21 protein-coding genes, 2 tRNA genes and 1 rRNA gene are annotated in these 20,816 nt (G+C 66.8%); 4 read left to right on the top strand and 20 right to left on the bottom strand.

Annotation, left to right across the window (positions count from 1 at the left end; genetic code table 11):
* Window positions 1–115: ribosomal RNA gene (locus tag IT780_RS37430) — 16S ribosomal RNA — on the bottom strand; the annotation flags it as partial.
* A gap of 611 nt (window positions 116–726) precedes the next feature.
* On the opposite strand from IT780_RS37430, the gene IT780_RS37425 reads away from it, so the two are divergent.
* Entirely contained in the window at window positions 727–942 is a 216-nt protein-coding gene (locus IT780_RS37425) for a hypothetical protein (RefSeq protein WP_199516601.1), read from the top strand.
* Between the two features lie 333 nt (window positions 943–1,275).
* Here the strand turns inward: IT780_RS37425 and IT780_RS37420 are convergent, their stop codons facing one another.
* From IT780_RS37420 to IT780_RS37390, 7 genes are all read right to left on the bottom strand, one after another.
* A complete protein-coding gene (locus IT780_RS37420) occupies window positions 1,276–2,070 on the bottom strand; it encodes a carbon-nitrogen hydrolase family protein (protein ID WP_199516600.1) in 795 nt (264 codons plus the stop codon).
* 41 nt (window positions 2,071–2,111) lie between these two features.
* Window positions 2,112–2,738 carry a GNAT family N-acetyltransferase gene (locus IT780_RS37415; protein WP_372443896.1) on the bottom strand — a complete coding sequence of 209 codons (627 nt, stop codon included), beginning with the start codon at window positions 2,736–2,738 and terminating at the stop codon, window positions 2,112–2,114.
* A 14-nt stretch (window positions 2,739–2,752) separates the two neighbouring features.
* Window positions 2,753–4,045, bottom strand: a complete 1,293-nt coding sequence (clpX, locus tag IT780_RS37410; RefSeq protein WP_199516598.1) for an ATP-dependent Clp protease ATP-binding subunit ClpX — start codon at window positions 4,043–4,045, stop codon at window positions 2,753–2,755.
* Window positions 4,046–4,320: 275 nt separating this feature from the next.
* Window positions 4,321–4,983 carry an ATP-dependent Clp protease proteolytic subunit gene (locus IT780_RS37405; protein WP_199516597.1) on the bottom strand — a complete coding sequence of 221 codons (663 nt, stop codon included), beginning with the start codon at window positions 4,981–4,983 and terminating at the stop codon, window positions 4,321–4,323.
* 11 nt (window positions 4,984–4,994) lie between these two features.
* The gene (locus tag IT780_RS37400; protein WP_199516596.1) at window positions 4,995–5,624 is read right to left on the bottom strand and encodes an ATP-dependent Clp protease proteolytic subunit; all 630 of its coding nucleotides are present in this window, start codon (window positions 5,622–5,624) and stop codon (window positions 4,995–4,997) included.
* Window positions 5,625–5,812: 188 nt separating this feature from the next.
* Window positions 5,813–7,162: a trigger factor gene (gene tig, locus IT780_RS37395; protein ID WP_199516595.1), complete on the bottom strand. Its 1,350-nt coding sequence runs from the start codon at window positions 7,160–7,162 to the stop codon at window positions 5,813–5,815.
* Between the two features lie 40 nt (window positions 7,163–7,202).
* Window positions 7,203–7,276, bottom strand: a tRNA-Pro gene (locus IT780_RS37390).
* A gap of 141 nt (window positions 7,277–7,417) precedes the next feature.
* Between IT780_RS37390 and IT780_RS37385 the strand changes: the two genes are divergently transcribed.
* Window positions 7,418–7,488, top strand: a tRNA-Gly gene (locus IT780_RS37385).
* Window positions 7,489–7,633: 145 nt separating this feature from the next.
* Here IT780_RS37385 and IT780_RS37380 read toward each other — a convergent pair.
* The 8 genes from IT780_RS37380 to IT780_RS37345 form a co-directional block, all read right to left on the bottom strand.
* Entirely contained in the window at window positions 7,634–8,812 is a 1,179-nt protein-coding gene (locus IT780_RS37380) for a tyrosine-type recombinase/integrase (protein ID WP_199516594.1), read from the bottom strand.
* On the bottom strand, window positions 8,812–9,030 hold the full coding sequence (locus tag IT780_RS37375) for a helix-turn-helix domain-containing protein (RefSeq protein WP_199516593.1): 219 nt from the start codon (window positions 9,028–9,030) through the stop codon (window positions 8,812–8,814). Before IT780_RS37375 ends, IT780_RS37380 begins: the two co-directional genes overlap by 1 nt.
* A 25-nt stretch (window positions 9,031–9,055) precedes the next feature.
* Entirely contained in the window at window positions 9,056–10,732 is a 1,677-nt protein-coding gene (locus tag IT780_RS37370; RefSeq protein ID WP_233414158.1) for a replication initiator, read from the bottom strand.
* A gap of 50 nt (window positions 10,733–10,782) precedes the next feature.
* A complete protein-coding gene (locus tag IT780_RS37365; RefSeq protein ID WP_199516592.1) occupies window positions 10,783–11,316 on the bottom strand; it encodes a DUF2637 domain-containing protein in 534 nt (177 codons plus the stop codon).
* Window positions 11,316–12,731, bottom strand: a complete 1,416-nt coding sequence (locus IT780_RS37360; protein WP_199516591.1) for an FtsK/SpoIIIE domain-containing protein — start codon at window positions 12,729–12,731, stop codon at window positions 11,316–11,318. The genes IT780_RS37365 and IT780_RS37360 overlap by 1 nt, the downstream gene beginning before the upstream one ends.
* Before the next feature lie 316 nt (window positions 12,732–13,047).
* Window positions 13,048–13,458, bottom strand: a complete 411-nt coding sequence (locus tag IT780_RS37355; protein WP_199516590.1) for a hypothetical protein — start codon at window positions 13,456–13,458, stop codon at window positions 13,048–13,050.
* 119 nt (window positions 13,459–13,577) lie between these two features.
* Entirely contained in the window at window positions 13,578–14,303 is a 726-nt protein-coding gene (locus IT780_RS37350) for a GntR family transcriptional regulator (RefSeq protein ID WP_199516589.1), read from the bottom strand.
* A gap of 355 nt (window positions 14,304–14,658) precedes the next feature.
* Window positions 14,659–14,898 carry a hypothetical protein gene (locus IT780_RS37345; protein ID WP_199516588.1) on the bottom strand — a complete coding sequence of 80 codons (240 nt, stop codon included), beginning with the start codon at window positions 14,896–14,898 and terminating at the stop codon, window positions 14,659–14,661.
* A 343-nt stretch (window positions 14,899–15,241) separates the two neighbouring features.
* Between IT780_RS37345 and IT780_RS37340 the strand changes: the two genes are divergently transcribed.
* Both IT780_RS37340 and IT780_RS37335 read left to right on the top strand, forming a co-directional pair.
* Window positions 15,242–16,468, top strand: coding sequence for a helix-turn-helix domain-containing protein (locus IT780_RS37340; protein WP_199516587.1), 1,227 nt, complete (start codon window positions 15,242–15,244; stop codon window positions 16,466–16,468).
* 24 nt (window positions 16,469–16,492) lie between these two features.
* On the top strand, window positions 16,493–16,975 hold the full coding sequence (locus IT780_RS37335; protein WP_307831586.1) for an NUDIX domain-containing protein: 483 nt from the start codon (window positions 16,493–16,495) through the stop codon (window positions 16,973–16,975).
* Between the two features lie 556 nt (window positions 16,976–17,531).
* On the opposite strand, the gene IT780_RS37330 is transcribed toward IT780_RS37335, so the two are convergent.
* From IT780_RS37330 to IT780_RS37315, 4 genes are all read right to left on the bottom strand, one after another.
* Window positions 17,532–18,356, bottom strand: a complete 825-nt coding sequence (locus IT780_RS37330; protein WP_233414156.1) for a DUF1828 domain-containing protein — start codon at window positions 18,354–18,356, stop codon at window positions 17,532–17,534.
* 7 nt (window positions 18,357–18,363) lie between these two features.
* Complete coding sequence (locus IT780_RS37325) at window positions 18,364–18,861, bottom strand: DUF6978 family protein (protein ID WP_199516585.1); 498 nt, start codon at window positions 18,859–18,861, stop codon at window positions 18,364–18,366.
* Between the two features lie 417 nt (window positions 18,862–19,278).
* Complete coding sequence (locus IT780_RS37320) at window positions 19,279–20,274, bottom strand: PIN domain-containing protein (RefSeq protein WP_199516584.1); 996 nt, start codon at window positions 20,272–20,274, stop codon at window positions 19,279–19,281.
* 180 nt (window positions 20,275–20,454) lie between these two features.
* Window positions 20,455–20,751 (bottom strand): hypothetical protein, encoded by a 297-nt coding sequence (locus IT780_RS37315; RefSeq protein WP_233414134.1) that lies wholly within the window; start codon window positions 20,749–20,751, stop codon window positions 20,455–20,457.
* Between the last annotated feature and the right edge of the window lie 65 nt (window positions 20,752–20,816).

Raw genomic sequence — 20,816 nt, 5'->3', positions numbered from 1 at the left:
GTGTTACTCACCCGTTCGCCGCTCGAGTACCCCCGAAAGGGCCTTTCCGCTCGACTTGCATGTGTTAAGCACGCCGCCAGCGTTCGTCCTGAGCCAGGATCAAACTCTCCAACAAAAACTTGAAAAGCGTCCCGGCAACAAAAAATGCTGCCAAAGGAATCCAACCAGACAAACAAACACGCCTGGCCGGGGTAAATCATCAATTGGCACTGGCTTATCAAGCACCCTGTTGAGTTCTCAAAGAACAACCACACACCGTTCGGAACCGCCCGTTAAGGCGACCCGCTCGGGGCAACCGATCCAACCTACCTGGTCGACTTCGCTAGCGCAAGACCGGAGTCTTGGAAGATCCGAGGATCTTCGTAGCATCGCCCAAGTGTTTCCGCGCTGACGCTCACGCCCGTGAAGGCGCGAGTGCTGTCGGATGGCCTGGCAGCCGTCCGGAGATCATCTAGTGATCGATCCGCCCGGTTCCTGCTGGCCGTTGTACTCTACCCGGTCGTTCTCGCTGGCGCAACTTCGCTCGCCTGCCTCGCCCGGTGCCTTCAGCGAGGATAACTCCTGCTTCCGGCTGCCCTCGGGGACTTTGGCGAAGCGTCACTTTCGTGCCGTTCCGTCCGGGTTCCCCTCGGGCAGAGAGAAAGTTACGCGACCCCTCACCCGGAATGCAAATCGGGGTGGAGGCGTACGCGCCGTTTGGGGCGGGACCGTGCCAGAGTGGCAGGCATGGTTGCTGACCCGGCGCTTGCCGCCGATGCTCTGTTCGACCAGTTGATGCCCCTGTCTCAGCTGGTCATCGGCATTCTGGTGCTGGCGGCGGTCGTTGTGTCGGTACATCGCCTGATCATGCGGGGACCCTCGCGGATGGGTGGAGCCATGCTTCTGGCCGGCGGTGCTGTGGTGTGCGTCGCCGTCGTGAGCTACCTGGTGCAGAGCTTCTAGGTGGATCGGCCGGTCGGTGAGGGCGGGATGTCCGGACTGGAGACGCGGGCCGGCCTGGAGCGTTGGCGTAGCTCGGGCGGGTGACGGTCGGCGGGACGGCACTCAGCCAGGTGAGGAACCGGGTGGGCGTAGGGGCACGGCGGTCCCGATGGTGGTCAGCGGTAGTCCCGACCCGGCTTAGTTAAGGGTCTCGATGACATTTCGCAGCGGTCCCGGTGAGGGTGCACCGCAGTCCCGGTAAGGGTGGGCGGCGGTCCCGGCGAGGGTGCGCGGCGGTCCCGAAGTGGGTTCGGGGAGGTTCCGAACAGGGGTCAGCAGCGGTGGTGATTTGGGTCAGAGGCGGCGGTTGGCGAGGCTGGGGAGGTCCGTACGGAGCTGGTCCAGGCGGGCGAGGTCCAGGTCGGCGACGGTGATGCCGACGGTGTCGGGGGCCTGGGCCAGGACGGTGCCCCAGGGGTCGATGATCATGCTGCGGCCGTAACAGGTGCGGTGGGGGTCGTGGTCGCCTATCTGGCCGGCGGCCACCACGTAGCACTGGTTCTCGATCGCCCGGGCGCGCAGCAGGACCTCCCAGTGGTCGCGGCCCGTATGCATCATGAAGGCCGCGGGCACCACGAGGACCTTGGCGCCGTCGATGGCGAGGCGGCGGTACAGCTCGGGGAAGCGCAGGTCGTAGCAGATGGACAGGCCGGTCGGGACGCCGTCGATGTCGGCGATCACCGTACGGTCGCCGGGGGCCACCGAGCGGGACTCCTGGTAGGACACGCGGCCGGGGATCTCCACGTCGTACAGATGGATCTTGCGATAGATCTCCACCAGCTCACCCGCCGGGTTGAAGATCAGCGAGGTGTTGAAGGTGTGGTCGGCGTCCGGGCCGGCCTCGTGGAACGAGCCGGCGTGGACCCACATGCCCAGGTCGCGGGCGGCCGCAGCGAAGAACGTCGCGAACTCACCGTCGACCGGCTCGGGCTCGGGCATGCCGGCGCCGGGCCCCAGGTAGTCGACGTACTCCGGGAGGACCGCGAGGGTCGCTCCGGCTGTGGCGGCCCGGTCCAGGAGGTCGCGGGCCACGGCGAGGTTGTGCGTACGGTCCTCGCGGGCGTTCAGCTGGCAGACGGCGACGCGCATGCGAGTCAGCGTACGGCTGGACGGGCGACCGGGAAACGACCTCAGTCGCCGTGCGGGGTGAGCAGGACCTCGCCGCCGACCGGCCGGTAGCCGGCGGCCAGGAAGGCGCGCAGGCTGGCGGCGTTCCCCGGGGCCACCTGAGCCCACACCGGGCTGTTCCCGGGCACGAGGTGGCGCGCTGAGCGGGCGAGAGACCGGCCGAGGCCGGCGTTGCGGGCCTGCCCATCGACCTCGATGGCCGCCTCCCAGCGACCCGCGAGGCCGCGACCGATCACGAGGACCGAATCGCCGGCCGTCCAGACGCGGACATCGCTGCGGAACCGGCGCGCCCGGACCACTCGCGGATGGTTGCTGTCGTCGAGGGCTGTGAGGTCGAGCGGTGGCGGCCCGGGCAGCGGGTCGGCCAGAACGACGGCGTCGATGCAGCCGCAGACCAGCCCCAGGAGATCCTCGAGCGCGGTCAGGAAGCGCGGCGACAGGGGTGCCGCGAGATCGCCGTCCACCAGTCGCTCGTCGAGCCACGGACGGTCGACGTCCGCCGCGACCACGATGTGCCCCGGAAAGGCGGTCACCGCCGCCTTGTCAGGCGACGGTGACGGCACAAGATCGAGCCAGGGATCTGTCGGGAGGCACTCGCCACGCTCCACCCGGGCCAGGACCTCCGGCAGACCGTACGAGGGCGTCAGGCGGACTTCTCCTCGCGGTCACGGCGGGCACGACGGCCGACGAACTCGCGCGGAACGATGGTCGGTATCACGTTCTCGACGACGACCTCGCGAGTGATCAGGACTCGGGCCGCGTCGGGGTTGCTGGGCACCTCGAACATCACGTTCTGGAGGACTTCCTCCATGATCGCCCGCAGGCCCCGGGCGCCGGTGCCCCGCAGCATCGCCTGGTCGGCGATGGCCTCAAGCGAGCCCGTGTCGAACTCGAGCTCGACGCCGTCCAGCTCGAAGAGCCGCTGGTACTGCTTCACGTACGCGTTGCGGGGCTCGGTGAGGATCTTGATGAGCGCCTCGCGGTCGAGGTTCCGCACGGTCGTGATGACCGGGAGCCGGCCGATGAACTCGGGGATCAGGCCGAACTTCAGCATGTCCTCCGGCATGACCTTGCTGAAGATGTCGTCGGTGTTGCGCTCCGACACCGAGCGCAGGTGGGCACCGAAGCCGACGCCGCCCTGGCCGATGCGGGACTCGATGATCCGGTCCAGCCCCGCGAACGCACCGCCGACGATGAACAGCACGTTCGTGGTGTCGATCTGGATGAACTCCTGGTGCGGGTGCTTGCGGCCTCCCTGCGGCGGCACGTTCGCGACCGTACCCTCGAGGATCTTCAGCAGGGCCTGCTGCACGCCCTCGCCGGAGACGTCCCGGGTGATCGACGGGTTCTCGCTCTTGCGGGCGATCTTGTCGACCTCGTCGATGTAGATGATGCCCTGCTCGGCGCGCTTGACGTCGTAGTCGGCGGCCTGGATGAGCTTGAGCAGGATGTTCTCGACGTCCTCGCCGACGTAGCCGGCCTCGGTCAGCGCCGTGGCGTCCGCGATGGCGAACGGCACATTGAGCATCCGGGCCAGCGTCTGCGCCAGGTGCGTCTTACCGCAACCGGTGGGGCCGATGAGCATGATGTTGGACTTGGCCACCTCGACGTCGCTGCCCGCACCGGGAGCGCCGCTCGACTCGGCCTGGATCCGCTTGTAGTGGTTGTAGACCGCGACCGACAGGGCCTTCTTGGCCTGTTCCTGCCCCACCACGTAGTTGTCGAGGAACTGGCAGATCTCCATCGGCTTGGGAAGCTCTTCCCACTTCACCTCGCCGGTTTCGGCCAGCTCTTCCTCGATGATCTCGTTACAGAGGTCGATGCACTCGTCGCAGATGTAGACCCCAGGGCCCGCGATGAGCTTCTTGACCTGCTTCTGTGACTTCCCACAGAAGGAGCACTTCAGTAGGTCGCCGCCGTCACCGATCCGTGCCACCTACGTTCTCCCTGCGCTCATCGGCCGGCTGACAGCCGGCCCCGGCCTTGAGGACGATCTTCCTCGTCGCCACATCATCGTCTTGCAGAGTTCATCGTCTGCCGACTCGCGTTACTGAGGTTGCCGACTCGACGTTACCCGCTGAGGGGCAGTTCTCCGACCCCCCAAAACGGGCGTGTCAGGGGCCAGTCAGTCTAGCGTGACCCGACCGGCCCCTGACACCGCGTGCTCAACCCGGGCCGCCCGCCCAAACTGGCGGGCATGCGCCGGACGCGTCAGCTACCCACGCCGGCGGCCTGCAGGCTCTTCTTGCGGGTGGCCAGCACGGTGTCGACGATGCCGTACTCCTTGGCCTCGTCGGCCGTCATGATCTTGTCGCGATCGATGTCCTTGCTCACCTGCTCGGGCGTCCGCTGCGAGTGCTTGGCGATCAGCGTCTCGAGCTGGGTGCGCATCCGCAGGATCTCGCGCGCCTGGATCTCGATGTCCGAGCCCTGGCCGTAGCCGCCCTCGGTGGCCGGCTGGTGGATGATGATCCGCGAGTGCGGGAGCGCCATCCGCTTGCCGGGCGTGCCGCCGGCGAGCAGCACCGCCGCCGCGCTGGCCGCCTGGCCCAGGCACACCGTGCTGATGTCCGGGCGGACGTACTGCATCGTGTCGTAGATCGCCGTCATGGCCGTGAACGAGCCACCGGGCGAGTTGATGTACATGAGGATGTCGCGGTCCGGGTCGGCGCTCTCCAGCGTCAGCAGCTGGGCCATCACGTCGTTGGCCGACGCGTCGTCCACCTGCACGCCGAGGAAGATGATCCGGTCCTCGAACATCTTGTTGTACGGGTTCGACTCCTTCACGCCGTACGACGTGCGCTCGACGAACGAGGGCAGGACGTAGCGGTTGTGCACCGGAGCGAACCCGGGAGGCATGGTCAGGTCTGTCATAGCTCAGCTCCTCAGTTCAGCGTTCCGGCGCCCTCGGGGACCTGTGTCGCCCCGGTGATCACCTTGTCGATGAAGCCGTACTCCTTGGCCTCCTGCGCCGTGAACCAGCGGTCCCGGTCGGAGTCGGCCTCGATCGTCGCCTGGTCCTGGCCGGTGTGGAAGGACACCCGCTCCTGGAACATGCGCTTGGTGTACAGCATCTGCTCGGCCTGGATGGCGATGTCCGCGGCGGTGCCGCCCATGCCACCGGACGGCTGGTGCATCATGATCCGCGCGTGGGGCAGCGCGTAGCGCTTGCCCTTGGCTCCCGCACAGAGCAGCAGCTGACCCATCGACGCCGCCATGCCCATGGCCACCGTGGCGACGTCGTTGTCGATGAACTGCATGGTGTCGTAGATCGCCATGCCGGAGTAGACCGAACCACCCGGCGAGTTGATCCACAGGTTGATGTCGCGCTCCGGGTCTTCCGCGGAGAGCAGCAGCAGCTGCGCACAGATGCGGTTGGCGACCTGGTCGGTCACCTCACTGCCGAGGAAGATGATGCGCTCGCGCAGGAGGCGGTTGAAGACCGAATCGTCGAGGTTGCCACTGAGGGAGTCACCACGCAGCGTGGGACTCGCTGGGACGTGCAGATCGGTCATGGCAGCCCTTCACAGCTGACTGTGCCGGCCGAGGGATCCAGCCGGCAGGTTCTCCGTCGTACGACCAACCTAACCGGTCAGATGCGCATCAGCTTCCCCCTCGGGCAGGTGTTCGCTGACAGCGCACCGGGCCCGCAGGGAACACCGAAAGGGCCGCCGCGGACGCGCGGCGGCCCTTCAGGAAACCGTCAGTGGTTGTGCCCGGCGTGCTCGTCCTCGCTCGCGGCCCGCAGGTCGTCGAGCGTGAGGACGTTACCCTCGGCGTCCTTCATCTCGACCTGCTCCATGACGTTCGCCAGGGCCTTGCCGCGGCGCACGTCACCGAAGACGGCCGCGGCCGCCCCGGACTGCACGAGCTGGTCGTAGTACTGCTGAGGCTGCATCTGGGCGCGCTGGGCCCGGTGCACGATCTCGTGGCCGAACTCGTCGTCGGAGACCTGGATGTCCTCGGCGTCCGCGATCGTGTCGAGCAGCAGCTGGATCTTGACGCCCTCGGTGGCCGCCTCGGTCAGCTCGGTGTCGATCTGCTCCTCGGTCTTCTCCTCGGAGGCCAGGTAGTCCTCCAGGGTGGCGCCGATGCGCTCGAGCTGGTCGGTCATCGCCTGCTTACGGCCCTCGACCTCGTCCTTGACGATGCCCTCCGGCGCCGGGATGTCGGCGGCCGCGACGAGCTGCTTGAGCGCCTCGTCCCGGGCGGCGTAGATCTGCTCCACCTTCTTGACCTTGGTGAGCCGCTCCTTGAGGTCGGCGCGCAGCTCGTCGAGGGTGTCGAACTCGCTCGCCATCTGGGCGAACTCGTCGTTGATCTCGGGCAGCTGCTTGTCCTTGACCGTACGGACAGTCACGGCGACCTCGGCGTCCCGGCCGGCGTAGTCGCCGCCGACGAGCTGGGTCGTGAAGGTCGTGTCCGCGCCGGCGACCAGGCCGACGAGCACCTCGTCGAGGCCCGGGAGCAGCTGCTTGCTGCCCACCTCGTGGGAGATGTTGGTGGCCGAGCCGCCCGGCACCTCCTCGCCGTCGACCGTGGCGCGCAGGTCGAGCTGGACGTAGTCACCCTCGGCGGCCGGACGCTCCACGGTCTTGAGCGTCGCGAAACGCTCCCGCAGACCGTTGATCTGCTCGTCGATCTCGTTGTCGCCGATCTCGACGGCGGGCACCTCGACCTTGATGGTGGAAAGGTCGGGGATGGTGATCTCGGGGCGTACGTCGACCTCGGCCGTGAACTTCAGCGGCTCGTTGTCGGCGAACTCGGTGATCTCCACCTCGGGACGGCCGAGCGTCTTCACCTCGTGCTCGCGCACAGCGGCGAGGATCTGCTGCGGGATGGCCTCCTGCACAGCCTCGTTGAGCACCGCCCCGCGGCCCACGCGCTGGTCGATGACGGCCGCCGGGATCTTGCCGCGCCGGAAACCGGGGATCTGGACCTGGGAACCGATCTCGCGGTACGCCTTCTGCAGGCTCGGCTTGAGCTCATCGAACGGCACCTCGATGGCGAGCCGCACCCGGGTCGGACTCAGAGTCTCGACGGTGCTCTTCACAGGCGTACTCCTTGCGGATCTCTTCGTGTGTTGGTGAAAGTCGGGGTGGCGGGATTTGAACCCACGGCCCCTCGCTCCCAAAGCGAGTGCGCTACCAAGCTGCGCCACACCCCGAGGCCGCAGGCAAGTGTATGCGGTCGCCGGTGTGGCGTGTGCCTCGGCGTCGCCCGGATGCGCCACGCGGGGGAACCGGTTCGCGTCCGGCGAGGGGATTCAGTACTCTAGCCACGGCGTCGCACCCAGGTGCGGCGCTGCGCGGGCGTAGCTCAATGGTAGAGCCTCAGTCTTCCAAACTGATTACGCGAGTTCGATTCTCGTCGCCCGCTCAACTCTGGGACTCCCAGGTCAGCAAAGTGCGCTGACCTGGGAGTTTCGCCATATTGGCCGTGGGGGCCGAGCCCCCAGACCCCACGGTGCGGGGGCGTTCCAGGTGGGTATGTCGATCTTGCGGGCCATTGGCGGGCCAGTAGCTCAGCGTTCGGGCCGCTCGTCCTTCTTCTTCCGGCCGCCGGCCTTCTTGCCCTTGGCCGCCTTCTTGCCTGCCTGTTTGGCGATCCGGCGGTCCATCGCCGAGGCGATCTCACGGTCCCGCTCGCTCGTCGCGTGTTGATAGATGAGTGCGGCGCGCATGGTCGAGTGGCCCATCCGGTGCATCAGCTCGCGGGTGCTTGCGCCCGAGGACGCGGCGAGCGTGTTCCCGGTGTGCCGGAGGTCGTGGAAGTGGAACTCCGGAAGGCCGAGCCGCGCCACGGTTGCCCGCCAGCGGACCGCACTGCCGAAAGAACTCGACCGCAGCACTCCCCCTTTCTCGCCGGTGAAGATGAGAGCGTCGGGGAAGTCGTCGACGAACGCCGCCAGGTGCGTCCCGAGCGCTTCCACGGCCGCGGCCGGCAGCGCGACCACCCGGACACCGGCGTCGGACTTCGGCGGGCCGAACTCGATCCGGCCGTTCAGCACGGCCAGCTTGCGCGGCACCCGAACGAGTCCCGCCGCCAGGTCGACGTCCTGGCGTCGCAGCGCGGCCAGCTCACCCCAGCGGAGACCGGAGAGCGCGGCGACGACGATCAGAGCGGAGAACCGGGGCGGCATGGCGTCCGCGAGTGCGAAGACCTGGGTGACGGTCGCCGTAGGTCGCTCGGGGGTGTGGTAGCGGTCATAGCCAGGGATTCGGCACGGGTTCTGCCGAATGATCTCGTCCTCCTTCACGGCCGTACTGAAGATCGCCCGGAGCAGGGCGTACGCCTTGACCGCCTGCGGCTCGGGGGTTCCGCCGGCGAGGAGCTTGCGCCGCCAGGCGCGGATCGTGGCCGGCTGGACCGCGCCCAGCGTGAGCCTGCCCAGGTGCGGCTCGATGTGAAGCGAGAACAGGTATTCGTATCCCTGGCGCGAGCGCGGAGCCAGCTTGCGTTCGGCGATCCACCGCTCGCCGTACGAGGAGATCATCACCTCGCCAGCCTCCGGAGCCTGCCAGTGTCCCCGGATGATCTCGGACTCGATGAGCGTGAGCCACTGCTCCCCGTCGCGCTCGGTGGCGAAGGTGTTCGGCGCGGAGTGCATCAGCCCGTCCGGGCCGAGGTACCGCGCCTGCCACCGGCCGGAGTCGCGCTTGCGGAGGTTGCCGAAACGCCGGCGGCCCGGCTTGCCGGCCATCAGGCGGCCCGCCGAAGGTTGAGGCTGACCTCGGTTCGGTTGATCGGGACGACCCGGTGCGCCTCGATGTAGGCGGTGACGGCGCCCTCCTCGAACCGCACCAGGCGACCCACCTTGACGTAGGTGATGCGCCGCTCGGCGACGAGGCGACGCACGAAGCGGGGCGTCGCGCGGAGGCGAGCGGCGACCTCATCGGTGGTCAGCAGCTCGTCGTCCATTCCGTTCCTCCTCTGCTCGGGTTGTTCATGCGGCACGGGTGGCCTCCGCAGGTCCGGTTGCCGAAAGCCGGCGGGCTGCATCGACCTGGGATCGCCACCGGATCCGGGCTGAGACGGCCCGCAGGATCCGGTGTTCCAGGGGAAGGACATCAGGGTCGTCGGGACGGGCCAGCTCGAAGCGGTACCGCTCGGCGCTGGTCTCCTCGGGCTCGGCCAGGTCGCCGCCGAGGACGGCGCGGATCCAGGCCCGGTTGTCCGCGCGGTGGTCGGCGAGGGTCTTGCCGGACCACTGCCGGGAGACCAGGACGCGGCGGCCGGTGAACCCGAGCGTCGAGCGCTGGTGAACCTTGCCGGTGCAGCGGCCAGGAACCAGGCCGGCCTTGGGTCGATCGGGCTGGACGCCGTACAGCAGCCAGTTCGCGCAGGTCGGCGAGCACGGGAGCACCGCAAGTTCGGCGTGGAGCCGGTCGGCGTGGGCCTTCTGCGCCGACGACGACGGGTTGGCGTGCTCGGTCAGATCCTTGGTGACGTACTTGGTCACGTACCGGATCGACCGCTCGGCGTCCTTCGAGCCCTGGGCGATGCCCCGCGCGTCGGTCCGGCCGAGCCGGGCGACGTAGGCCGGCCGGGCGTCCGGGTCATCGAGAGCGTCCAGGGCCTCGCCCCACGTAGGCAGCGACTCTCGCGTGGTCGGGTCGACGTAGGCGTCGGCCTCCGGATCCCAGACCGGCGGGCGGTCGACGCGGTAGGTCATCTCATCGAACGGCGGCCACCACACCTGGTGATAGGTCGCCGTAGCGACCATCGAGACCAGGCGGCGCGGCAGCGTGCCCCGCACGGCGAAGTGCGCGTGCGGGGCGAGCCGCCGCTGAAGTTCGACCGCGCCCGCGTACTGGACGTTCCAGCCGGCGGCCCGGCGGAGGTTCTGCCACCAACGGTCGAGGACACGGGCGAAGTGGATGGCGTCGAGGGCTGCCCGTCGGTAGTCGTAGGTGGCCGGGTCCACCGGCGTACCGAGCTTCGGGTCATGGATGGAGTGCCGCTCGCCGCAGGGGCACGGTGCGACGTAGGCACCGCGGCGTACGTGGGAGTGGACCGGGCCGTGCGAGTCCAAGGTGAGCGTGAGCAGCATCGACGGGCGGAAGGTCTGGCCGGCCTTGCCCTGGAAGGTGCGGCCGACGGTCCGGGGATCGATGGGCAGCCGGGGCAGGTCGGGCGAGTCATGCCGGCGACGGGTGGAGCGCTGGCGGCGCGGTCGTTCGTTCCGTTCCTTCGGCGTCAGGTGCCCGCGCAGGTCTGTCTCGCCCAGCGCTTCGTCCACCTCCGCAATCTGGGCGTCCAGGGCGGCGAGGCGCTCGGCTCGCTCGTTGGGCGTAATCGGCTCGTAGCGCAGGGCTTCCCGGTCGAACTCGAGGTGTGCGCGAGTCTTCACCAGGTCCAGAACATCCCGTGAGGGCTGCTCCGGCCGTACCGCCGGCTCGTCCTCCAGATGCCAGCCCTCGCGGATCTGCTGGATGCGGAGGCGGCGGTTGCGCTCGGCGCAGGGCTTGCACTTGGCGGCCAGGCGGGCGCCGCAGGGCACCTCCACGACCTCGGTCAGGCCGGTCACGGTGTCGGTCCGTCGCAGCGGGAGCGGTCGGACGCAGACGCCGTTGCGCTCGGCGAGCAGCCGCATCGCGTCCTTGGCGAGAGGCTGCCGCATCCGGGCGGCGCGCGAGCCGGGCCGGGGTTCCGACAGCAGAGCGGTAGCAGTCACAGCGTGGCCTCCTGAACACCGGAGCGGGCGAATGCTTGGGCGGGGACCGGCACCAGGCCGGGACGAAGGGGTCGAGGTGCCTTCTGCGGCGGTTCTTCGCTCACCAGAGCGACAGGTTCCGTCTGCGGCGCGGGCGTGGCCGGTTCGGTGTTGAGGAGCAACTTGGACAGCCCCAGGAACGCCAGCGCCGGGACGGCCGATAGGAGCCAGCCAGACAGCCCCGGCTTGGCGACCGCGAGCTGTGCCGACAACGACAGGGCGACGGCGGAGACGAGCAGAAACATCGGGTAGCCGATGGAGCCGCCCTTTCGGCGACGCTGGCGGATGGTGAGGAGCGCGGCCATGGGGATGAGCTCAGAGATCACCGCGTTGGCCCAGCCGAACCACTCCCCCGTGCCCGCCGGGGAGTTCGCCATCGTCCAGTCCTTGACGTGGGTGAACGAGGCCGCACCCGCGAACCCTCCGACCACGAGCAAAACGGCGATCAACAGCAAGCCCTCAACCCGTTCGGTACGGGTTCCGCCGACCATCACTGGTCGCCACCGATCTGCGGACGTGCGTACGTGACAGCCAGCTCGGCGATCTCGTCGTCGTTCAGGTAGGAGAATCGGACTCGCACGGGCTCCCGCACCCCGTCGAGGACGACGTATCCGACGCCCGGCATCGTTTCCGGGATCTCGTCGCACAACGCCCCGCGGTCCCGGGCACCGTCGTTGAGAACCAGGTCGCAGTGCCCGGGCTCGGTCAGCCTTAGCGCGATGCGTGTGGGGAACAGGTCGCGGAAGGGCAATACGTCCTTGCGCGGATCCTGCAATGCGGCCACGACGTGGATGCCAACTGCCCGGCCTTGCGACAGCAGCAGCGACAGCGATTCTTTGATGCGGTCGCGCACCTTGCGGTCGGTCAGGTAGGCCGTCAGCGCGGCCAGCTCGTCGATGACGATCACGATCAGCGGGTCGTCAGCCGTGGGCACGTGCTGCCGGGTGAACCCGCGCAGTCGGGCGGCCCGGCTCTTCATCCGCTTGACCGCTTCCTCCAGGACGCCGGCCATGCTGTCCGGGTCGTCGTAGGCGAACCGCGCGAAGAGTGGACCGCCGGCCGCGAGTTCCATGCCTCCCTTGGGATCGAAGGCCCATACCTCCACGACACCTGACGCAATCCCGGCAGCCATCGAACGCAGCAGGGACCAAACCACCGAGCCCTTACCCGAGTCCGTCGCGCCCGCGATCAGAACGTGAGATCCGGTCAGACGGAGCCGGTACGGATCACCGTCTTCCCGTACACCAAGGGTGAGCCCGGCGAAGTCAGGAACCTCGGGTACGGGCAGAGGGCCCACGAGCGCGGCAAGCGGATCACGGCGAACGAAGTGCAGCACCATGCGGTCGGGCCGATCGGTCGTGAAGGCTCGGGCTTCCCTCAGACAGAATGTGTACGCGAGTCGCGGCGCTGCGGTGGCCCAGTCGTCCGGGTGCTGGCCGGGCAGCAGCCGGACCGTTACACGGTCGCCCCACTTGTTCGATCGCACCGTAAGCAGACGGGGAATCCAGCGGCCACCGCCATGCACGCCAACGAGGCCACAGGCCGTCATAGCGGCGGTCCATCCGCGCCGGTAGACCCAAAGCCGGCGGATGCGGCCAACGGCCGGATACCAGCCGAACTGGAGCCAGGTCGACGGGTGAAGACGCCACCAGGTGCAGCCCGCGACGAGGAGGACCAGGGCGACGCCGAGGGCGACCTTCCACCCGTACCTCTCCGAGACCCAGGCGCCAGCGAAGGCCGGACCGGTGATCCACCAGTAGCGAACGGCCAGGACGACGGACCTTGCCGTGCCGCGTGCCAGCCAGACGAAGAGGAGCAGCCAGCCGGGGATGCGCCACACCGGAAGGCGGGTGTTAAGCGGAGCCGTGGGGATCTTCTCCCCAGGGATGACGTTGATCAGTGGCATCTACTGGCACCCCGCCCGCAGTCGGGCAGCCTCGTCACGGGCGCCTTGGGCCAGGTCGGCGGCGCCGGCGGCGTCGAGGAGCGCGGCTTTGCGATCGAACCAGTCCGCACGTTCACCGACAGGGGTGGCTGCCCCCGGGAGTTCCCGGAGCAGCGCGGAGAGACCAGCGGAGAAGTTCGTCGTCGGGGCAGCGTGATCTACGGTGGGCACGAAGGCCCTCCTTCGCAGCGTCGAGGGGTTGAGTGGTCGCGCGCGGGACGGGCCGGGACTCTTGGCGGGGAAACGGCCCGCCCGCGCGATCAGCGGTCGATGCAGCTCAGGCGGCGACTGCGGCGCGGATGTTGTCGGCGCGCAGCGAGTAGGCCATCCGTGCTCGACAGTTGCCGCTGCTCTTGCAGCGCTGCGAGTCCACGTACGGCGTCAGGGTCAGGCCGTCGAACTCGATCGACGGCGGGTAGCCCGGCACGGCCGACGCCGGGGGCACGGGCTGCTGCGGCGCGACGACCTTCACCTTGACTTCCGTCGTACGGCCGAACTTGCCGGCCTGCGGATCGAGGTCCAGCACGCGCACGACCCACATACGTTCGCCGGTCTCCTTGTCGCGGGCCTGATTGTCGGGGTCGTTACGGCGCTCGAAGTCCACGGCAGCGTCGACGCCCAGGCAGAGCGCTCCAGCCGGGAAGACGTACTCGAACGGAACGGGGACCTTCAACGTCAGCGGAACCATCTAGCTGCCTCCTGGTCTGACGAATGTCAACCTGACATCCTCTTATGCTTACAAGCTAGGTCAGCTTGTAAGCACAGGCCAAGAGACAAGATCCGTATTTCAGATGGTGAATACGAAGATCAGGAGAGGGGGTACGTGTCCTCGATCTCGTGCCGACTGCCGGGCATCACGATCAGCGAGGCCAGGATGGGTGCGCCGGTCGACTGATACGCGGTGATGACCACACTGAGGACCGCCTCGTCCTTCGGTACGCCCAGGGCGTCCACCTCGGATGGATCGACCTGGCGGGCGGTCAGCCGCTCGGTCGCGTAGTCGGCGCGCAGGCGCTTCCGGCTCGCAATGTGGTCGAGGATGCTGCCTGAGATCGGGTCCGGCTTGCTGATGTCCGTACCGACCGCGATGTCCACTGGGACGAAAGTGCTGATCAGATCGATCGGCCCGGCGGCCGACACCGTGCGGCGCCGGCGCTCGTAGACCGGGGTGCCTTCCGGGACGTCGAGAGCGGCGGCAACTCGCGGCGTCGCCAGGACGGCCCCGACATGCAGGATCTCCGTTTCAGCGCCCTCATCGAGATCGACCGCATCCCGCGCGTACTGGGGCGCAGCGCCACCCGACGGCGGCCGTCCACGGACAAAGCTGCCCTTGCCCTGATGAGACTCGATCCAGCCGTCCTGCTTCAAGATGCCGAGCGCTCGCAGCACAGTCGGACGGGAGACGTCGAACTCCGCGCATAGCTGGCTCTCCGACGGCAGGCCGGCGCCGGGTGCATAGGTCCCGTCTTCGATACGGGCGCGCAGCGCGTTCAGTACGCGCAGGTATTTCGGCGTCGGAATCTCGTACGCCATGGGTCCACCCACCAGGGTCTATGTCGGTCCCAGCATGTCAATACAGGAGAGTAATGCCTGTCAGGATGACCCAACAAGATGGCTCAGTCAGTCGGGTTGGCGACCCGTGGCGTGTTCCCGAGCCACCCTGACCAGACGACGGCCCCCGTGACGGTCTCCGGCCGGGTGGCACCGGGCCATCGTCGTGGCAGGCAGCCGTAGCGGCCGAACACCCGGAGCGCGGCGCGCCGGATCGCACAAGGGTCCTCTCCGGAGCAGGCTGGGCAGTGAGTGTCGCCGCTACCTGCGGTGTGCTGATCGAGCTGAACTTGTGCGGCACGCAGCTCTGCGCGGACCGCCGACGAGAAGAAGATGGTCATCTCACACCCCCGCTGCTCGGTTTGTTGAGACGCAGGCCGGCCAGGCACACGAAGATCTCGCGGCGTTCCATGGCGGCTCCGGTGTCGTCCAGCGCATAGCCGGTCAGCCAAGCCCAGCCGACGTAGGTTGGCCGCCGGCTCATCGAGATCACGCGGAACACGAGCCGCGACGGACCCGCGAACTGCACAGATGCCGCGTGATCGATGTCCAGGACATCGCCGGGTTGTGGGATCACACCGCCTCCGTGTTGGAAGGGCACCGGAGCGGGCGGGCATCGGTTCGCCAGCACCCGCCCCGGTGCCGTCTCAGAGGCCCGTGACCACTCGCTGTCCACGTCCGCCGCAGTCCATGCAGGAGCGTCGGGCCGTCAGCCGGCTGCTCCGGCACGACTGGGCGACGGTCCGCAGGGCGGTCCGGTGCGTCGTGTACTTCCACCCGACGCCGGCGCAGGAACGACAGGCATCGGGGGCAGTGGATACGGTGGGCTCGGGCATGCGACACAGGTTGTAGCCAGATCCGGCCCGGAACCCGGAAAATCATTCCGAGGTCGTCGATCTCGATCGGGGGATGCTCACCGCATGCGCGGAATGATGACGAAGCTGACCATCGGCGAGCGAGTGGCCTGGTACCGCCGACGCCGCGGCATGTCCCAGGAGGTTTTGGCGGGACTCGTCGGCCGCACGCCGGACTGGCTGGGCAAGATCGAGAACAACCGGATCGAGCTAGACCGGCTCTCCGTCATCACCGCCCTGGCAGGCGTCCTCGACGTGGCGCTTGGTGATCTGCTGGCCGAGCCCTCTCTGCTCGACTGGTCGAACGAGTCCGGGCTGGAGACCGTGCCAGCATTGCGGTCGGCGCTGATGGACTACCGCGGCATTACTGCGCTGGGCACTGGCGAGATGGATGTCGAGCCGCCCAACCTATCCGAGCTGAGGAGCGAGACGGGCGGACTCTGGGAGGCGTACCAAGGCTCGCGCTTTGGACTCGTGACCAACCGACTTCCGGCACTCCTCAAGCACGCCCAGGCCGCCGTGTACGAGTTCGAGGGCGAGGACCAGGACGACGCGCGACACCTGCTCGGGCTCACGTACCAACTTGCGGCCACCCAACTGACAAAGCTTGGCGAGACCGACCTCGCATGGATCGCGGCGGAGCGAGGGCTCTCCGTCGTACGGGTGACCGGAGATCCAGTAGTCGCCGGTTCCCTCTTCCGGTCAGTGGGACACGCGCTGAACGCGACCGGCCGATACAAGGACGCCGTACGCCTTACGAACGACGCGGCCGGCTATCTCGACCAGTTCATGACCGACGCGACGCCGGAAATGCTTTCCGTGTACGGGACGCTACTGCTCTCCGGATCCGTTGCTGCGGCCCGCGCTGGCGACGCCGAGACGGCGCGTACCTTCCTCGCCGAAGCCGATGACGCCGCGTTGAGACTGGGCCGCGACGCAAACCACCTCTGGACGGCATTCGAGCCTACCAACGTGGCCATCCACCGAGTCGCGGCGGCCGGCGAACTCGGGGATATCCAGGTCGCTATCGACCTCGGGCCGCGCGTCGACACAGCCGGGATGCCGATGGAACGCCGCGTTCGTCATGCTCTTGAGGTCTCGCGGGCGTACAGCTCGTGGAACCGGCAGGAGGAAGCACTCGCCACGCTCCTGCACGCCGAGCAGATGGCGCCCGAGCAGGTTCGGCATCACTACCTCGGACGACAGCTCGTGCTCACGTGGATCCGTCAGCAGCGCACCAAGCCGTCGGCCGCGCTCGTTGGCCTGGCACGTCGCCTCCAGGTGCTCGACTGATCCACTCGCTCTACGCTGCTCGGTGTGACGAGTCCCGAGACCCCGCCCATGGCCACCCCCCGCGTCGCCGCCGGCGCTCTCTTCTTCGACGGAGAGGGCCGCATCCTGCTCGTCAAGCCGGGCTACAAGGACGGCTGGGAAATCCCGGGCGGGTACGTCGAACCCGGCGAGTCGCCGCGCGCAGCGTGCAATCGCGAGATCGCCGAGGAGATCGGACTTTCTGTGTCCGTCGGCGCACACCTGGTCGTGGACTGGGCGCCAATCGACGCTGAAGGCGACAAGATCCTCTTCATCTTCGATGGAGGAGTGCTCAGCGAGCACGACGGCGCGGCCATCAAGTTCGCGGACGGTGAGCTGACCGAGTGGCAGTTCGCCCATACGGATACCCTCGATGGACTCATGCCGGCCCGGTTGGTCCGCCGCATCCGGACCGCCATCGCAGCTAAGCGCCGCGGTGTGGCCGTCTATGCCGAGCACGGCGTTGAGCCGATGAACCAGGCCGGCTGAACGGCGCCTTACGCTAATTCGTTCACCGGCGCGCAGCCGGTCTCAGACTAGATCTATCAACCACGAGGCGTGCTGTCGTTAGCGCTTCGTTCAAAGCTTCCGTGCGTCTTCAAGGCGGCCCGAACCGGGCCGCTCACGCCGCCGCCTGGGCGCGTGGCCGGCACTTAGCTGTCGCACGCGCTGGTCACGCAGGCAGCCCGTCGGCTGGCGTGGAAAGCGGGAAGAGGCCGGCCCTGCCGAAGACCGTCAGAGTTCCCGGTGTGGCGACTATTGGCCCAGCAGCCGACCCGACACGGTTTGGGCAACGCGGTCCAGCTGCCGCGTCGGGCCGTAGCGCGTGTAGCGGGCCGACGGGTGGGTTGCGGTCACTGCGCCTCCGGCGGGGGCACTCCGGCTCCGGGATGCCGCCCACCCCGTCGCCCTCGTCCCGGGCAGGCCGAGCAGACCCCCGCCGGCACCCACCAGCCTGGATGCCTACTGTCAAGGCCGTCTTGACGCGGCGGGCGCCGGCGGGGGCCCGCTCCCCCGGTGGGCAGGTCGAGGGCGACGGGATGGCTTACATCGCAGTGAGTTGGTCACCCTGTTCTGCCATAAGGCGGTCCACGGGAACCTTGCCTCGAATGAAGCTAGTGAAGCGGTCTCGAGCGTTCCACGTACCGACGTAAGCCACGCTGGACAGCAATCTAAGCTGCGTTGTGCTCCACGACGGGGTCGACTGATCGTTCACAATCACGAGTTTACGGTCGCGAGCCAGGGTCCCATTCACATCAGAGAAGGCCGTGTAAGCATGCTCAACTGCGGTCTTGCGGGCCGGAGCTGAGTTACCGGCGACCGCCTGAACGTATACGAGGCGATCGTCGGTTCCAGCGGCGGCAGTGAGGCGGTACTCAGTCCCACTTTCACCCCGCAGATCGGGTCTCTGCTGAACCTTTGGGAACTCGGCCCGCAATAGCGTGACAAGCTTGTCGGAGAAAGGCATGTCGCGCGGGATTGGGGCTAGGGCGCGGAGTCCATCCACGCCAGCCAACGTATCGAGCATGACGCGAATCAGGAAACCGGCGTCGTCGGATGATCCTCGCAAAGTAATCCGGCCGTTACGATACTCCACCTGATTCGATCTCAAGAGTCGCATCCAGGCTTCACGCATTCGACCCGCATCGATGTTGATGCCTGACATTTCGAGCCGCGCTACCGCCTCGCCACCATCGCTAAGAATCAATCCACCTTCCGACCGCTTCACAAGAAGCTCGATGGCATCGCCGTCAGAGTAATATCGGGGCGAGATGAGTAGCACCGTATTGTCATCCACTGCCCGACACGCCCACTCATCGGCTTCCTGCCCGGCGGCAAGCGCAACGAGCTCCCGGCATCGCATCATCATCGTCACCTCACTCCTCCCCATCGAGCGTCAGTGAACCCATGCCCACGGGCGGTGAAGCCCATACGTAATTATGGGTGAGTCCGATACCGCATTCTCCGCAGAAAGCCTCGAAGACACTACGATAGTGCTCGCCCGTGACGTCCGAAAGAGGGATCTCAGGGATGTCCGTTGGTGTATATGCTTCGGAATCACCGTACTGATCCGAGAATCGATGCTTATGGGTTCTTTCCACCCATAATTCCCGAACGCCCATTTTATTACGATGCGACCCATTTACGTCTAGACGACGAATGTGCGTATTGTAGAGCGAAAGGTACAGCGTAAACTTCCATGGCTTCGCCGTAATTACTTGGGCACCCAGAATCAGTGGCAATCCGTGGGAGTTATGCACGACTGTCTCGGCGCGCAAAGTGGAGTTGCGGTCTTTCCACACCAGTGGAACACGCAACTCCAGACACGCAGCAGGATCCATGACGGCTGCGGCGAGCCTGTCGTCGAGCTGCACAATCGCTCCGTCTTGATGTTGGACATACGGTGACCCTCGATTGTGCCTGACGTTCGGCGGGGAGGCTCCGCTGGATGCATACACGTTCGGGTGACAGCAACCGGCCGGACCGCGACGACCGAGCAGGTGTAGCGGTGGAGGTCCTTTCAAGCTTACGGCCCGGCACGTACAGCGTCGGACCGGCCCGCCAAGGACCTGCAAAACGAGTAGTCGACACCAGCCTGCTCCCAAACATGATCATTTGTTCGGGGCGGCGCAGGGACATGCCCGTTCTCTGCCCGATCAGCCCAGTCAACAAGCGGTAGCGCCAGCCGCCAGGCAGACGACCCGCCACTCCGGAGGATGCTTCGCCATTGCTCACAGCAGTTGTGGAGGTCGCCGAGGCGGAAGATCAACGCGATTCCCAGGCTGATGTAGCTACGTGTCGAGGAAGTCCCACTCAGACCCGAGTACCCATCGGAGTGCAGACAGCTTACCGTTCCACATACCCCACTCGAAGTCGTCTTCGTTGATTCGAACGTGTGGCCGCTTCTCGCGCTCGGCATCGAGCCGCTCGTTGATCAGCGCTTCACTCTCCTCATCGGTGAGGTCACGCCTTAGCTCCTTGGCCCGGTCTCGCAATGCAAAAACCAAGTGCCGGCCGAACCAGACTAGGTCGAAATACTCCTGCTCAGCCTGGAGGATCTCGTCCAGTCGGCGCGGCTCCTCGGTAAAGTCCGACTCCTCGACAAGCTCTTCGAACTCTTCAGCGAAGTGGAGCCGTAACGCTTCAATCAAGCCCTCAAAACCGAGGTAGTAGTCGGAGCCGTCGCCGGTGAATATCTCGGCGATGTCCCCGTGAGGTTGACGCCTATCGCCGGAGATTACCGAGAAGTCCTCATGGTTCGATGTGACGAAGCCGTAACGGTCGCCTGCTAGGTCGCCAGCGTTGATTGCCGCATTGTATTGTTCGATCAACAGGGCATCTGCCACGCTGTTCTTATGCCGGTGTAGCGGCGCCCGCTTGTCAAGTCCCCGCTGGACGACTGCTGCGTACTGCTCTGGCCCGGGCATAAGTTCTTGGCCCTGCTCCAGCAATTCGAGGATCTCCCGGAAATTGCGCGTGGTCATGGCGCCGATAAGCGGCACGTGGTGAGCAAGAGCGTCTAGCCACTCCAGCGCCTCCGCCCGGTCCTCGCCGCCGTAGTCGACAATGTCACGGCGTAGTAACCGGAAGCGCTGAGCCACGCTGCCCGTCATCGACTCTTCAATACGCGTCCTGTTGCGCCGGAACTCGTCCAGCAGGACCGGAGGCACGAGAAGCTGAAGCTCACCCTGGTGAATAAGAACCCGTATCGGCACGATCCACTTCTGACCGTCACGCAGACGGGCGAGGTCAAGCCAGACCGACGTATCCACCAGGAGGCGTAGCATGTGGACGACGTTACGCGGTCATGCATCCTTCGCCGCGTCTCAGGTCGAGTCACTAACTGGGTGTCAAGGTGGAGGGCTTACGACGGGCACCTACAGATGCCACCGAACCGTTGCAGTAGCTCAGCGCCGGTGGCTCGCTGGTTGAGCCGGGTGTTGGTTCCCTCGGCGTCAAGGAGCATGTCAGCTCAGCACGAAGTCCTTGATCCCAGTTGCGACGGCGGAGACAGTCCCGATGCCGCCTGACACAGTGGCCAGGATCGCAGTCGGGGAAGCCCACATGCCCCGGGTGAATTGAGCCCAGCGCTTCGAGTAGAACAGCATCTTGAACTTCTGCCAACGGTGCTGACGAAGGTGACATCCGAGCAGGAGGCCTCGTGAGTTGTTGATGCAGAACTTGCCGTTCCGGTTCGCCGCGCCACACCAGGCCGGCGCCCAGAACAGTGACCAGACCACGACGAGCCCGGACAGGATCATCAAGGGGGCGGGACCCGTCTCGGCCGTCCACCAGATGGTGAGTAGCAAGATCAGGGCGACGAGACCCC

The sequence above is a fragment of the Nucisporomicrobium flavum genome (assembly GCF_016464385.1).
In the GTDB taxonomy this organism is placed as follows: domain Bacteria; phylum Actinomycetota; class Actinomycetes; order Mycobacteriales; family Micromonosporaceae; genus Actinoplanes; species Actinoplanes flavus_A.
This window is presented reverse-complemented; position numbering and strand designations above follow the sequence as displayed.

Bases quoted from the DNA above. Each gene is read 5' to 3' on its own strand.
- IT780_RS37350 (WP_199516589.1), bottom strand. From the start codon at position 14,303: ATGGCGTACGAGATTCCGACGCCGAAATACCTGCGCGTACTGAACGCG.
- IT780_RS37420 (WP_199516600.1), bottom strand. From the start codon at position 2,070: ATGCGCGTCGCCGTCTGCCAGCTGAACGCCCGCGAGGACCGTACGCAC.
- IT780_RS37405 (WP_199516597.1), bottom strand. From the start codon at position 4,983: ATGACAGACCTGACCATGCCTCCCGGGTTCGCTCCGGTGCACAACCGC.
- IT780_RS37360 (WP_199516591.1), bottom strand. From the start codon at position 12,731: ATGCCACTGATCAACGTCATCCCTGGGGAGAAGATCCCCACGGCTCCG.
- IT780_RS37355 (WP_199516590.1), bottom strand. From the start codon at position 13,458: ATGGTTCCGCTGACGTTGAAGGTCCCCGTTCCGTTCGAGTACGTCTTC.
- IT780_RS37370 (WP_233414158.1), bottom strand. From the start codon at position 10,732: ATGCGGCAGCCTCTCGCCAAGGACGCGATGCGGCTGCTCGCCGAGCGC.
- IT780_RS37380 (WP_199516594.1), bottom strand. From the start codon at position 8,812: ATGGCCGGCAAGCCGGGCCGCCGGCGTTTCGGCAACCTCCGCAAGCGC.
- IT780_RS37330 (WP_233414156.1), bottom strand. From the start codon at position 18,356: ATGATGATGCGATGCCGGGAGCTCGTTGCGCTTGCCGCCGGGCAGGAA.
- IT780_RS37400 (WP_199516596.1), bottom strand. From the start codon at position 5,624: ATGACCGATCTGCACGTCCCAGCGAGTCCCACGCTGCGTGGTGACTCC.
- IT780_RS37425 (WP_199516601.1), top strand. From the start codon at position 727: ATGGTTGCTGACCCGGCGCTTGCCGCCGATGCTCTGTTCGACCAGTTG.
- IT780_RS37375 (WP_199516593.1), bottom strand. From the start codon at position 9,030: ATGGACGACGAGCTGCTGACCACCGATGAGGTCGCCGCTCGCCTCCGC.
- IT780_RS37365 (WP_199516592.1), bottom strand. From the start codon at position 11,316: ATGGTCGGCGGAACCCGTACCGAACGGGTTGAGGGCTTGCTGTTGATC.
- IT780_RS37320 (WP_199516584.1), bottom strand. From the start codon at position 20,274: ATGCTACGCCTCCTGGTGGATACGTCGGTCTGGCTTGACCTCGCCCGT.
- IT780_RS37340 (WP_199516587.1), top strand. From the start codon at position 15,242: ATGCGCGGAATGATGACGAAGCTGACCATCGGCGAGCGAGTGGCCTGG.